13 protein-coding genes are annotated in these 12,890 nt (G+C 41.7%); 9 read left to right on the forward strand and 4 right to left on the reverse strand.

Annotation, left to right across the window (positions count from 1 at the left end):
- Positions 1–26 precede the first annotated feature (26 nt).
- A complete protein-coding gene (locus tag NQS30_RS08295; RefSeq protein WP_012117609.1) occupies positions 27–647 on the forward strand; it encodes a hypothetical protein in 621 nt (206 codons plus the stop codon).
- A gap of 48 nt (positions 648–695) precedes the next feature.
- Here the strand turns inward: NQS30_RS08295 and NQS30_RS08300 are convergent, their stop codons facing one another.
- The gene (locus tag NQS30_RS08300; protein WP_059366958.1) at positions 696–1,454 is read right to left on the reverse strand and encodes an N-acetylmuramoyl-L-alanine amidase; all 759 of its coding nucleotides are present in this window, start codon (positions 1,452–1,454) and stop codon (positions 696–698) included.
- Between the two features lie 306 nt (positions 1,455–1,760).
- On the opposite strand from NQS30_RS08300, the gene spoVK reads away from it, so the two are divergent.
- The 5 genes from spoVK (at position 1,761) to glnA (ending at position 7,309) form a co-directional block, all read left to right on the forward strand.
- A complete protein-coding gene (gene spoVK / locus NQS30_RS08305) occupies positions 1,761–2,729 on the forward strand; it encodes a stage V sporulation protein K (RefSeq protein WP_015417523.1) in 969 nt (322 codons plus the stop codon).
- Between the two features lie 129 nt (positions 2,730–2,858).
- Positions 2,859–4,121 (forward strand): GTPase HflX, encoded by a 1,263-nt coding sequence (gene hflX / locus NQS30_RS08310; RefSeq protein ID WP_007410368.1) that lies wholly within the window; start codon positions 2,859–2,861, stop codon positions 4,119–4,121.
- Positions 4,122–4,137: 16 nt separating this feature from the next.
- A complete protein-coding gene (locus NQS30_RS08315) occupies positions 4,138–5,403 on the forward strand; it encodes a methionine gamma-lyase family protein (RefSeq protein WP_012117612.1) in 1,266 nt (421 codons plus the stop codon).
- 109 nt (positions 5,404–5,512) lie between these two features.
- Positions 5,513–5,917 carry a MerR family transcriptional regulator gene (locus tag NQS30_RS08320; protein ID WP_218791644.1) on the forward strand — a complete coding sequence of 135 codons (405 nt, stop codon included), beginning with the start codon at positions 5,513–5,515 and terminating at the stop codon, positions 5,915–5,917.
- Between the two features lie 57 nt (positions 5,918–5,974).
- Positions 5,975–7,309: a type I glutamate--ammonia ligase gene (gene glnA, locus NQS30_RS08325; RefSeq protein ID WP_007410365.1), complete on the forward strand. Its 1,335-nt coding sequence runs from the start codon at positions 5,975–5,977 to the stop codon at positions 7,307–7,309.
- Between the two features lie 119 nt (positions 7,310–7,428).
- On the opposite strand, the gene NQS30_RS08330 is transcribed toward glnA, so the two are convergent.
- Complete coding sequence (locus tag NQS30_RS08330; RefSeq protein WP_218791645.1) at positions 7,429–8,574, reverse strand: site-specific integrase; 1,146 nt, start codon at positions 8,572–8,574, stop codon at positions 7,429–7,431.
- Positions 8,575–8,833: 259 nt separating this feature from the next.
- Between NQS30_RS08330 and NQS30_RS08335 the strand changes: the two genes are divergently transcribed.
- Positions 8,834–9,568 carry a hypothetical protein gene (locus tag NQS30_RS08335; RefSeq protein ID WP_218791646.1) on the forward strand — a complete coding sequence of 245 codons (735 nt, stop codon included), beginning with the start codon at positions 8,834–8,836 and terminating at the stop codon, positions 9,566–9,568.
- 221 nt (positions 9,569–9,789) lie between these two features.
- Here the strand turns inward: NQS30_RS08335 and NQS30_RS08340 are convergent, their stop codons facing one another.
- The gene (locus NQS30_RS08340; protein ID WP_218791647.1) at positions 9,790–10,770 is read right to left on the reverse strand and encodes a thermonuclease family protein; all 981 of its coding nucleotides are present in this window, start codon (positions 10,768–10,770) and stop codon (positions 9,790–9,792) included.
- 263 nt (positions 10,771–11,033) lie between these two features.
- Between NQS30_RS08340 and NQS30_RS08345 the strand changes: the two genes are divergently transcribed.
- Complete coding sequence (locus NQS30_RS08345) at positions 11,034–11,468, forward strand: SMI1/KNR4 family protein (RefSeq protein WP_076982859.1); 435 nt, start codon at positions 11,034–11,036, stop codon at positions 11,466–11,468.
- Between the two features lie 43 nt (positions 11,469–11,511).
- Here NQS30_RS08345 and NQS30_RS08350 read toward each other — a convergent pair whose 3' ends face one another.
- Positions 11,512–12,525, reverse strand: coding sequence for a hypothetical protein (locus NQS30_RS08350; protein WP_232603451.1), 1,014 nt, complete (start codon positions 12,523–12,525; stop codon positions 11,512–11,514).
- Between the two features lie 266 nt (positions 12,526–12,791).
- Between NQS30_RS08350 and NQS30_RS21405 the strand changes: the two genes are divergently transcribed.
- Positions 12,792–12,890: hypothetical protein (locus tag NQS30_RS21405; protein WP_483298759.1), on the forward strand; the 99-nt coding region annotated here is incomplete at its 3' end.

Genomic DNA, 12,890 nt, shown 5'->3' on the forward strand with positions numbered 1-12,890 from the left:
GGAGAGGTAAGACAGGAGGAACGGGCATGAATAAAATGGATGAAATCATCTTGGCTGCACCGCGGAGTGACGTCTTTCAAAACGAAATGCTGACATTTCAGGGAGTCAACAGCGAGGATGAACGTATCGTAAACATTATGGCTCAAATTGAGGCGCATTTTTTTGAAATCAGAAGAGGCGACGCGGAAGAGGACCCGCGATTTAAACAGCCGATTCCGTATGTCGTCATCCGCCGCGATGATGAGGTGTTTGTGTATGAACGGCTCGCGGGCGGAGGGGAATCGCGCCTCCATAATAAGCTTTCTCTCGGCTTCGGCGGACACATGAACCCTATGGAAGGGGCGGCTTCATTTTCGGAAGTGCTGAAACAGAATACCGACCGGGAGCTGGCGGAAGAACTGTACATTCGCGAGGAGGACAAACAAAACATTGTCACACTCGGCCTGATCAATGATGATGAAAACGATGTAGGGAAGGTGCATATCGGCATCCTTTCTGCGCTCCAGTTAGCGTCTGCGGCACAAGTCGAAGTGAAAGAAAAAGATCAAATCGCCGGGCGCTGGATGAAACTGAGCGAACTGAAAGAGGAAAATGTGTATCAGCGTCTTGAAGCTTGGTCTCAGTTTGTCGCCGATATACTTCAATAACAAAAAACCCCGTTCGTCCCAAAAAAGGGAGAGCAGGGGTTTTTTCATTTAGTCTTGCACAATGAAGGCATCAAATCCGGCTTTTTCGGCCCGCGCTGCCAACGCATCAGCATAATCTCTGGAAGAGAATGCGCCGATCTGCACTTTAAATAAGCCGCCTTTTGGAAGCACAATCGCGTCAAAACCTTTAGACACCGCATCGGCGGCAAGCGCATCAGCATTTGCTTTCACTTTGAATGCACCGATTTGCACTTTATATAAGTCAGCCTTTTTTTTTAGACCGAAAGCTTGCTCCAAGCCCTTGGCATGTCCTCTTGCAAGGCTTTCAATAAAACTGGCTGTTTTCAGTTTGTTTGCATCAGCTGACGTATCAACAAAACCATTCTCCGTCAAAATCGCCGGCATACTTGTCTCCCGCAGCACATGGAAGTTGGCTGTTTTTTTTCCTCGGTCATTAAAACCTGATGCTTGAATCACTTGCGTGTGGACGGCTGATTGGTAAGTCGAGGTCGGCGCTCCGACACCGGGGTAAATATAGCTTTCGAATCCGGTTCCGCCTCCTGAGTTAATATGAATGGATAAAAAATAATCTGCGCCCCAGCTGTTGGCGGCATCCGTTCTTTCCGTCAGGCTGACCGTCTTATCGCTTGTCCTGCTCATCGTGACAGAAACTCCTTCATACTCATTCGTCAGAATCGTGCGCAAAGCCAGCGCGATCTCCAGCGTGACCGCTTTTTCCTGAAGTCCGTTTCCGGTTGCACCTGAATCAGTTCCGCCATGACCGGGGTCTATAAAAATTTTAACCATTCTCCATCACCTCATTACAGCATATGATGATATTCAAATAGTGCTTGTACGGCTGTCATTCATAAAAAAAATGAGAAATATACCCAACATTTCCCGGAAAATAAAAATAAATGGTTTGTCCTCCCGTTTCTGCTGAATACAATAAGAAATGAAAAATATTTCTCGGGAAAGCGCAGGATTCAACATCATTCCCGAAGAGAACGGAAAAAGTGACAGATAAAGAGGAAAACGGGTCTCATGATGATAGGCGGATGTCACGGAACCGCTTCATCATGAGTAAGATAAAGAGAGAACAGAGAGGTGAGCATGTTGGAGCGCGCTGTAACCTATAAAAATAACGGACAAATTAACATCATTCTTAATGGCCAAAAGCAAGTGCTGACAAATGCGGAAGCTGAGGCGGAATATCAGGCCGCCCTGCAAAAAAATGAAGCCAAGCACAGCATTCTGAAAGAAATTGAAAAAGAAATGAACACATTAGTGGGTATGGAAGAAATGAAACGCAACATTAAAGAAATTTACGCGTGGATATTCGTCAACCAAAAACGGGCCGAACAAGGGCTTAAAGTCGGAAAACAAGCTCTTCATATGATGTTCAAAGGGAACCCCGGCACCGGGAAAACCACCGTCGCGAGACTGATTGGCAAGCTTTTCTTCGAAATGAACGTGCTTTCCAAAGGACATCTGATCGAAGCGGAACGTGCCGATCTGGTCGGTGAATACATCGGACACACGGCGCAAAAAACGAGAGATCTGATTAAAAAATCGCTCGGGGGCATTTTATTCATTGATGAAGCATACTCACTTGCAAGAGGCGGAGAAAAGGATTTCGGTAAAGAGGCGATTGATACGCTTGTCAAGCATATGGAAGACAAACAGCATGAATTTATTCTGATCCTGGCAGGGTACTCGAGAGAAATGACACATTTCCTGTCATTAAATCCCGGCCTGCAATCGCGTTTCCCTATCAGCATCGATTTTCCGGATTACTCTGTCACTCAGCTGATGGACATCGCAAAGCGCATGATAGCAGAGCGGGAGTATCAATTAAGCCAGGAAGCCGAGTGGAAGTTAAAAGATTACTTAATGACAGTGAAAAGCACGACAAGCCCCATTAAATTCAGCAACGGGCGCTTTGTCAGAAACGTGATTGAAAAATCAATCCGCGCTCAGGCCATGAGACTTTTAATGGGAGACCAATACTTAAAAAACGATTTAATGACGATCAAGAGCCAGGATTTACTTATAAAAGATGAGGCGGCAGCTCACGAATAGACCTCTCAGCCGGTTTGAGGGGTCTCTTTTTTATTTCTCTCTTTAAAACCCGCCGGATGTGTGGTATACGCCCTGCGGGTTTGGTATGATAGTACTACTGCCCAATACGACACAGAAAGGAACATCCATTTGAACGAACAGGAAGGAAAAAAAGAAACGGTCATTTTGGTCGGCTGCCAGCTTCCGCACATGACAGATGAGCACTTTGAACATTCCATGGAAGAGCTTGCTTCATTGACAAAAACGGCTGACGGAACGGTGCTGACCCGGATTACGCAAAAACGGAACAGAGCGGATGCCGCTACATATATAGGCAAGGGGAAAGTAGACGAGCTGAAGGCGCTGTGTGAAGAGCTTGAAGCGGATCTGGTCATTTTTAATGATGAACTGTCACCGAGCCAGCTTAAATCACTCGCCACTGCAATTGAAGCGAAGATCATCGACCGCACGCAGCTTATTTTGGATATTTTCGCAAAAAGGGCGAAGACGAGAGAAGGAAAGCTTCAGATCGAATTGGCCCAGCTTCAATACGCGCTGCCGCGTCTGAGCGGACAAGGAATCAATCTCTCAAGACAAGGCGGCGGAATCGGGACGAGAGGGCCCGGTGAGACAAAGCTTGAAACAGACCGGCGCCACATTAGAAACCGCATACACGAAATTAACGTGCAGCTGTCAACGGTTATCCGCCACAGAAGCCGTTATCGGGAGAGACGTAAAAAGAACGGCGTGCTTCAGGCTGCGCTCGTCGGGTATACCAATGCCGGAAAATCAACATGGTTCAATCAATTAACAAGCTCAGACAGCTATGAAGAAGATCTGCTGTTTGCAACACTTGATCCGATGACGAGAAAGATGGCGCTCCCAAGCGGCTACAGTGTCCTTTTGTCTGATACGGTCGGCTTCATTCAGGATCTGCCGACGACGCTGATTGCCGCTTTCCGCTCAACGCTTGAGGAAGTGAAGGAAGCAGACTTGATCATTCATGTCATTGATTCATCTAATGAAGATTATGCCGGGCATGAACAGACGGTCCTCGGTCTGTTAAAAGAGCTTGAGGCAGATGATATTCCGGTGCTGACCGCTTATAACAAACGTGATGATACACTTCCTGACTTCATCCCGACAGCGGGAGAAGGCCACATCATGATCAGCGCCAGAATCGCCGGGGATGAAGCAAAACTAAAAGCGGAAATCGAAGCTTATTTGCGCCGGGAGCTGATGACGCCGTATGAAGTTCATGTGCCTGCCGCCGAAGGCAAATTGATGTCACGCATCAAATCAGAGACCATGATCGACAGCCTTTATTTTAATGAAGAAAATGAACGCTACGAAGTCTCAGGTTATGTACAGGAAGAACAAAGCATACTCGGAGAACTGAAGAAATTCATGTAAGGAAGGTATACACAACATGTTTGACACACTGACCCACGGCGCTCTTTTACAAAAAACCGCCGAAGAAACAGAAGCGGAAATCTCCGCCGTTCATAAAAGAATAGAAGAAATCAGTGAACGGAATGAATGGAGAGTCCTGCAAAGCTACAGAAAACATAAAGTAAGCGATACGCATTTTACGCCTTCAACCGGATACGGTTATGATGATATCGGACGAGATACACTGGAGAAGATCTATGCTGATGTGTTCGGAGGAGAGGCGGGACTCGTGCGGCCGCAAATCATTTCCGGAACGCATGCGATTTCAATCGCGCTCTTCGGTGTGCTGAGACCCGGGGACGAATTGCTTTATATCACAGGCAAGCCTTACGATACACTCGAGGAAATCGTCGGAGTAAGAGGCGGGGAGTATTCAGGCTCGCTTAAGGAATTTCAAATCGGATACAATGCAGTCGATTTAACATCAGAAGGCAGAGTGGACTTTGAAGCGGTCCGGGCTGCAATCCAGCCGAATACAAAAGTGATCGGCATCCAGCGTTCAAAAGGATATGCGAATCGTCCGTCTTTCAGAATAAATGAAATTGAAGAGATGATTCGTTTCGTAAAGGAAATCAAAGAAGATGTCATTGTTTTTGTGGACAATTGCTACGGAGAATTTGCAGAAGAGCGGGAACCCTGCCACGTCGGAGCGGATCTTATGGCCGGCTCCCTGATCAAAAACCCGGGCGGCGGCCTTGCTAAAACGGGCGGCTATCTTGTAGGGAAAGCCAAGTGGATTGAGGCCTGCTCTTACCGGATGACCTCACCGGGAATCGGAAGTGAAGCCGGGGCTTCGCTCTATTCACTGCAGGAAATGTATCAAGGTTTCTTTCTCGCTCCGCATGTAGTGGCGCAAAGCTTGAAGGGAGCGGTATTTACCGCCCGTTTTCTTGAAAAGCTCGGCTTTACGTCAAACCCTGCATGGAATGCGCCGAGAACGGATCTGATTCAATCAGTTGAGTTTCAGGACCCTGATAAGATGATCGCTTTTTGCCAGGCGATACAATATGCTTCACCGATTAATGCGCATGTAACGCCTTATCCGAGCTATATGCCGGGCTATGAAGACGATGTCATTATGGCAGCGGGCACTTTCGTACAGGGGGCAAGCATTGAATTATCAGCAGATGGACCTATCAGACCGCCTTATGTCGCGTATGTCCAAGGAGGATTAACCTACGCGCACGTGAAAAATGCGATTTGCAGCGCCGTAAATGCTTTAATGGAAAAAGAGCTGATCTAGGCCGTTTGCAATTTTCAAAGAATTTGATGTTAAGATTCCTTACATTGTATTGACACAAAATATAACATCACCTATAATGAGACTAAGATAAGAAAAGGAGGAAATTGAGATGAGTGATAACATTCGCCGCTCAATGCCTTTATTTCCAATTGGGATTGTCATGCAGTTAACAGAACTTTCTGCCCGGCAAATTCGATATTATGAGGAAAATGGATTGATATTTCCAGCGAGAAGCGAAGGAAATAGACGATTATTTTCATTCCATGATGTAGATAAACTGTTAGAAATCAAAAATCTGATTGAACAAGGCGTCAATATGGCGGGGATCAAAAAAATTCTGGATAAGGCATCTGCCGAACCGGAAGAAAAATCCGAAAAAACCGCCAAACCGATGAAGCACAATCTGTCTGATGACGAACTCAGAAAGCTTCTGAAAAACGAACTGATGCAGGCAGGCCGTTTCCAGCGGGGAAATACTTTCCGCCAAGGTGACATGTCCCGATTCTTTCATTAATCCGTTAGCAACTGTTTTGCTATATACATTTACCTTTTAGAGGAGGAGTTTTACGAAATGGCAAAGTACACAAGAGAAGACATCGTAAAATTAGTAAATGAGGAAAACGTAAAGTATATCCGCCTTCAATTCACAGACATTCTCGGAACGATTAAAAACGTGGAAATTCCTGTGAGCCAGCTTGAAAAAGCACTTGATAATAAATGCATGTTCGACGGTTCTTCCATCGAAGGTTTCGTCCGTATCGAAGAGTCTGATATGTACTTATATCCTGATCTGAACACATTTGTAATCTTCCCATGGACGGCTGAAAAAGGTAAAGTAGCACGCTTCATCTGTGACATTTACAATCCGGACGGCACGCCGTTCGAAGGTGACCCGCGTAACAACCTCAAACGGATTCTGAAAGAAATGAAAGAACTCGGTTTCAGCGATTTCAATCTTGGACCTGAGCCTGAATTCTTCCTGTTTAAATTAGATGAAAAAGGCGAACCGACGCTTGAATTGAACGATAAAGGCGGATACTTCGACCTGGCTCCGACTGACTTGGGAGAAAACTGCCGCCGCGATATCGTGCTTGAGCTTGAAGAAATGGGCTTTGAAATCGAAGCATCTCACCATGAAGTTGCTCCGGGTCAGCACGAAATCGATTTTAAATATGCCGGTGCCATCCGTTCTTGTGACGACATCCAAACTTTCAAACTGGTTGTCAAAACGATCGCCCGCAAACACGGTCTGCATGCGACATTCATGCCAAAACCGCTGTTCGGCGTAAACGGTTCCGGTATGCACTGCAACCTATCACTCTTTAAAGATAGCGTTAACGCGTTCTTTGATAAAGACGCTGATCTTCAGCTGAGTGAAACAGCAAAACATTTCATTGCCGGTATCGTAAAACACGCGACAAGCTTTACGGCTGTCACAAACCCGACAGTGAACTCTTACAAACGCCTTGTTCCGGGCTATGAAGCACCTTGCTACGTGGCATGGAGCGCGCAAAACAGAAGCCCGCTGATCCGTATCCCGGCTTCCCGCGGCATCAGCACGCGTGTTGAAGTCCGCAGCGTAGACCCGGCGGCAAACCCGTACCTGGCGTTAAGCGTATTGCTTGCAGCAGGCCTTGACGGAATCAAAAACAAACTTGAAGCACCGGCTCCGATTGACCGCAACATCTACGTCATGAGCAAAGAAGAGCGCATGGAAAACGGCATCGTAGATCTTCCGGCGACACTGGCGGAAGCTCTCGACGAATTCAAATCAAACGAAGTCATGGTTGCGGCGCTCGGTGAGCACCTGTTCGAACACTTCATCGAAGCAAAAGAAATCGAATGGGATATGTTCCGCACACAGGTTCATCCGTGGGAGCGCGAACAATACATGTCTCAGTATTAATCTCTCAATCCCTTGGCACTATTGGTGTCAGGGGATTTTTTGGTTTTGGTCATGTGATAGAATTGAAGAATTGGTGGCCAACTTGACCACTATTTGACCACCGAAAACACTAAAAAAATTTAAGACATGAGAGAGTTCATATATTCTTCATAACCATCAACTGACGAATTTTCAAGTTTCTCTGAGATATGAGAATACACGTCAGATGTGATGGTTATATTTTTATGCCCCAGTCTTTCTTGTACAAACTTCATTGTTGCACCAGATTCAAGAAGAAGAACAGCGTGTGTATGTCTTAAACCATGTATAGGCATTTTATTAAGCCCAGCCTTTTTAAGAATCCGATTAAGCGCATTGAAGAGGGTGGACTTCGGTAATGGTTTGCCGTCCTCTCTGCAAAAAACAAGGTCTAATTCATGTTCATATACTTCATTAAAAACTATTCTATTATCATTTAAGTATTTCATATGAGCTGTTAATTCTCTCGCCAAAGAATTGCTTATTTTGATACTTCTCTCGGATTCATAAGTTTTCGTTTCTCCAAATCTTTCCTCGCCTTCTTTAACTTGAAAGTCTAAAGATTTGTTAATATGGATGTAATTATTTTTTAAATCAATATCCTTTCTTTGTAATGCAGCAGCTTCTCCCTTACGCATTCCAGTTTCAAGTAGAGTTTTAAAGAAAATGTAGTAAAGATAGTTATCCTGTCTTGCAATTTTGAGGAAGAAGGAGATGTCGTCTGAGTTAATGTACGCCAGTTTTTCTTTTTTCTTAGGTATCTTTGGAATAGTTACTCCTTCACAAGGGTTCTCCTCGAGTTTCTTTAAAGGTTTTACAGCAGTGGATAAAGCATTAAACATTGTCCCGTGAATGATCTCGATCGTTCTCTTGCTATATCCTTGTTCTGCTAAATGATTGATGAATTTTTGGTATCTCAAAGGCTTGATATCTTTAAGCTTAATATCCTTAAAATAGGGCAATATCTTTGTATTAACATTGCGTTCATGAAGGATATATGTGTTTTTCCTAACAGTCCCTTGTTTATATTCAGCGAGCCAATCTTTAAGATAGTGCTTTAAAAGAATGTCACCTCCATTGATTTCTAAATCGCTATTCAATCGCAGTTCTTCCTGTCTTGCTGCTAGTTGTGCTTCTTTTTTTGTTTTAAATCCGCCTTTAGAAACCTCAATTTGTTCATGAGTCAAGGGGTCTTTATGCTTTATTCTGTATTGCCAGGTACTTCCTCTTTTTCTGAAACTGGCCATCTTTACTCCACCTTTCTTACTTAAATTAACATGTCCCATTTTAGCACTTAGTTTTTCGGGGGACAATCAAAAATTTCAGACAATTGAAAGTTAACGTCATCAAAAAATACTATAAGTTTGTGTTTATTTTCTGCTCTTAGTATAAGATAATTGAAATTGTGGTGAATTATGGAGTGAGGGCGAATTTAAAATTTCATGGTCAAAATGGATTTAAACATTCTCGTATAAAGTATAGTGTAGTCATAAGGGGCTGTAACATATGAAAAAGAAGAAAATGATTATTTTTTTCGGGATTGTGGCTATAGCAATAATAGCATTGTCTATAACAATCCCAATGTACATAAACAGGCTAGATACAACTAATTTAGATGCTATTGCTACTAAAGTAAAAGAAAACAAAAAATTAAATAAACATTTTGATTCAGTATGGTTGCGTAAAGTACAGGATACTAAAAATCAATTTGACTTATCTTTAAAAGCTAAACCGGCATTTACTGCTTTATCTGACAAAGAAAAATTGCTTTTAGCTGGAAAGGTGATGGAAGTTGCGCAAGAGAATTCCCATTTAAACGAAATTAAATGTGGAAGGAATAAAACATGTTCTATTAATGAGATTTTTATTTTGCCGAGTGATGAAGACGATAAGACGTCCAGTTATGAAGTTAAATATAGTCCATTAAATCATCCAGAAGAGAACGTTTTAATCGTAAGAGAATACCAAAATGATGACCCTGATTCTCATATGCTTGAAACAAGGGAAGTGAAGTACCAGGAAAACGGGGAAGAAGGCGTAGACACTCTAGATGAAGATTATCAGGAGAAGACAATTGCTATTGGCATGACCAAGCAGGAAGTTATCCAACTTAAAGATTGGGGCAGGCCTAAGTCTATTCATAAGACAACGACAGCATCAGGAATAAATGAACAATGGGTTTACGGTATTAGCAGATACCTATATTTCGATAATGGAATATTAACAACAATACAAGAATAAAATTATTAGCCCCTCAATCCAAACATTAAATAAAATGCTCATTTTAACGAAACATTTTAGACCAACTTGCTTATTAGTCTAATTTAAAGTATTCTAATTGATGTATCATAGGGGTTTAACAGCCACTATAGACCACAGAGTCCCTCACAGAGCTCTGTGGTTTTTTATTTAGACAGAATATACCCAAATAAAAAAGAAGCCTCAGAGGGCTTCAAAATGGATTAATTCTTCTCACATGCAAAGTTGTCATTATCCCGATCCATCTTAGATGTATAAGCAGGGTGAGTGCTTGGTACTCCATGCGGATATTTCTTTCTCAGCTCTGTGCAGTTTGCAAAGTGTTCTGTTCCTCCAGCAGAAGGGGAGGCTTGTACAGAGTTAGAAGAGCTGCTTGATGCTGAACTACTTGAATGTGAACTGTTTGAGCTCGATTTATGTGTCTCGGATTGGTGTGTTGTAACGGACTTTTGAGCCGGCTTAGATACACTTACTGATTTCTTCGGTTTCGTTGCGCAACCATTAAATCCTTTATCAGTTGCATAGCCATTCTTACTCCAAATCTTCAAGTCTTTATCTTTAGCAACCTGTTCATCTTTCTTATACGTGTCTAAATACTTCGTGTTTGGCTCATATACATAAGCTACTCGAGCTAATCCTTCTTTAAGCAGTGTTTCTTGTACTGATTTGCCATCCACATAAACGTAAGCCAGCATTCTGCCATACTTGTCTGTACGATCTCCTTTATCAAACTCCAGTTGAAGCTTGCCGTTGTTGACTAGCTGTTTGTTTCTTGCTGAAGCATCCTCACCATATGGTTGTACGCAAGAGTTTGGCTTTTTAGTTTCAGGAGTGTCAACCAGCAAATAACGAACTGTTTTGATTTCGCCTTTATAGTTAACTTTAATTGTGTCTCCGTCAACTGTTCTGTTAAGCGTTACATCGACCAGCTTTTTCTTATTTTCAGATGTCTTTTTATCCGACGAATCCTTCTTTGAAGCATTTTCGGCTTTTTCATTCTTGTCATTATTGCTTTTGTAGTTTGCTTGGGTGTCTGCCTTTGTCTCTTTTGCATTCTTTTCTTCTTGCTGCGTTGTTTTAGCTTTATCTGAATCTGTTTTATCTGTAGAAGCAGAATCAGACCCACACGCAGCCAAAGAAAAGCTTAGAGATAAAGTGGCAATACCTAACAACCATTTCTTCATTGTAATTCCCCCAAATTTGTTTGTTCTGTCTCTATATCGGACAAACCTTCCTAATTATAAATATAAAACCAAAGATTGTAAATTTGATTTTGTCATTTTAAAACACTCAAATAAAGTTGTGTGGTAAAATTTAGTGGTCTAAACCTTAGAGGAGGGAAAGTTATATGGAAGAAGGGAAGTTAATTCAAATGACTCTTAATGGAATAAAGGAAGCTGTTTCTAAATACGGAACATTCCCTATGTTTCATCATGGAGGGTATGTCATGGAAGATGCTACTTTTCATTTCAAAGATCCTGCTAGTCCTCAAGAAATTAGCGATATAGAACAGAAGCTAGGTGTTACCTTCCCTAATGACTATAAAGAGTTTTTGTTACAGCACAATGGGATGGAAATGTTTGATGGGATTGAAATACTTAGCTTAGAGGGGATCATTGAATATAATGAGGTTCAAGATTTCCCAGAGGGATACGTTTTAATTGGATATCATTTTGATGGAAGATATGTCATAGACACAAACAAATCAAAAAATGGATTAGGTTATATGCTATATCTAGACTCAATTGATGATATTGAAGATGCGATTAACTTAGATTCGAATTTTGAAATATGGTTTGATATGTTAGTGTCTTCTAATGGAACGAAATATTGGGAAGTGAATCCGAATATCCGAGAGTATTATAAACTGGTTTCAGAATAAAAAGACTCCGCATAGGAGTCTTCATCTACATTCATCTACAATTTTACTTCTTTTTTGTATAAGAAGCCCACCATGGATTTACTTCTTTCCTGTGAAAATTCACATCGATAGGAATTAAATTGCTTGTCTGATTTCCTCCACCGTACTCTCTAGGTAGTTGATGATGAATCTCAAATTTTACCCAAGTTTTTTTGCCGTATTTTTTATCATACCAGTTCCTATATGCTTTGCGTTCTGTAGTTCCCCATTTTACTCTTTTATCGCTAGGCACCCATTTAATAAATGCATTAGATGGAGCTAATATATTTAATCCTGATTGCTTATCTGTGTAATTGGAGGGGAAAAACATTCCCTTCATATTCGTTAGGTATAATCCTTCAGTCCAGGATATCGTTCTAACAGTTGGTTTTTTCCCTGCCCAAGTAGCAATTGCGCCGCCAGTATACTTCCAAAATGTTGTTTTGTTTACATTAATAAATTGATGAACTTCCGATCCCTTTTTCACTTGAGTCCCTACAAAGGTCTTTCTAATAGTATGGGGGCAAGTAAACTGTTTGTTATAATAGCCACTCTTGCATAAACCCTGATGTACTTCTGCTGACGCAGGAGGAATTCCTACTATTTTTGAAATTTCAACTCCGTGCATCACTTTATTAACTTTTCCACCTAAAAAAGTGTGACTGAAATAGATAATACTTTTTGCTTTTTTCTCAACAGTTTTCCGTTGGTTTTCAGAGGTGACTTGTCCAGATGATGTCTGATTACCATCTTTGTCATAAGCTATATAAGTTTGGTATGAACTTTCAACATCCATTCCTTGTTCCTTGGCGATTTTTTGCAGCTTACTTTCTGATCCGGCTAATTCTCTTTTAGATGAATCGGTGTTTTGCGGTTTTTCATTTACTGTTGAGATACGTTTGTTAAGGTCAATGCCAGTTGCATTATTATCAGTGATTTCTTTGTTTGTCGTTGCCTTTGCATCGTGGAGGGGATAGCAAGAGAATAATAAAGAGAGAGCTACTACAACTAGCCAAATGCTCTTTGACACATACTTCATAATGGTTTTACACTCCTTTTTCTTCTGTTTAAACCTGTTATGAGTATCTGGGATGTAAATAAATAATATATTTTACAATTAATACCTCCTTTCGTGAGGATAGTATCACCTTTTCCATTTTTTATCAACTTAATTAAGCCTATTTTAAGATTTTGTTAAAGTTCAAATCTCCTAAGAAAGAGACCTTCAACAAAAGGAAGAAGCTCTACTTACATGTAATTTAATGTGGTAAAATTTAGATAAGATTGAGTGGGAAGGAGACGGATATGAAAGTATTTGAAGCAGACTCGTTAATCTCAGCAGCTGAAAAGCGAGCAAAAGAATACGATCAGATTAGAGAACAATTTATTAATCTCAGGAAAGCT

This window comes from Bacillus sp. B1(2022), from assembly GCF_040259625.1.
Lineage (GTDB): Bacteria > Bacillota > Bacilli > Bacillales > Bacillaceae > Bacillus > Bacillus velezensis.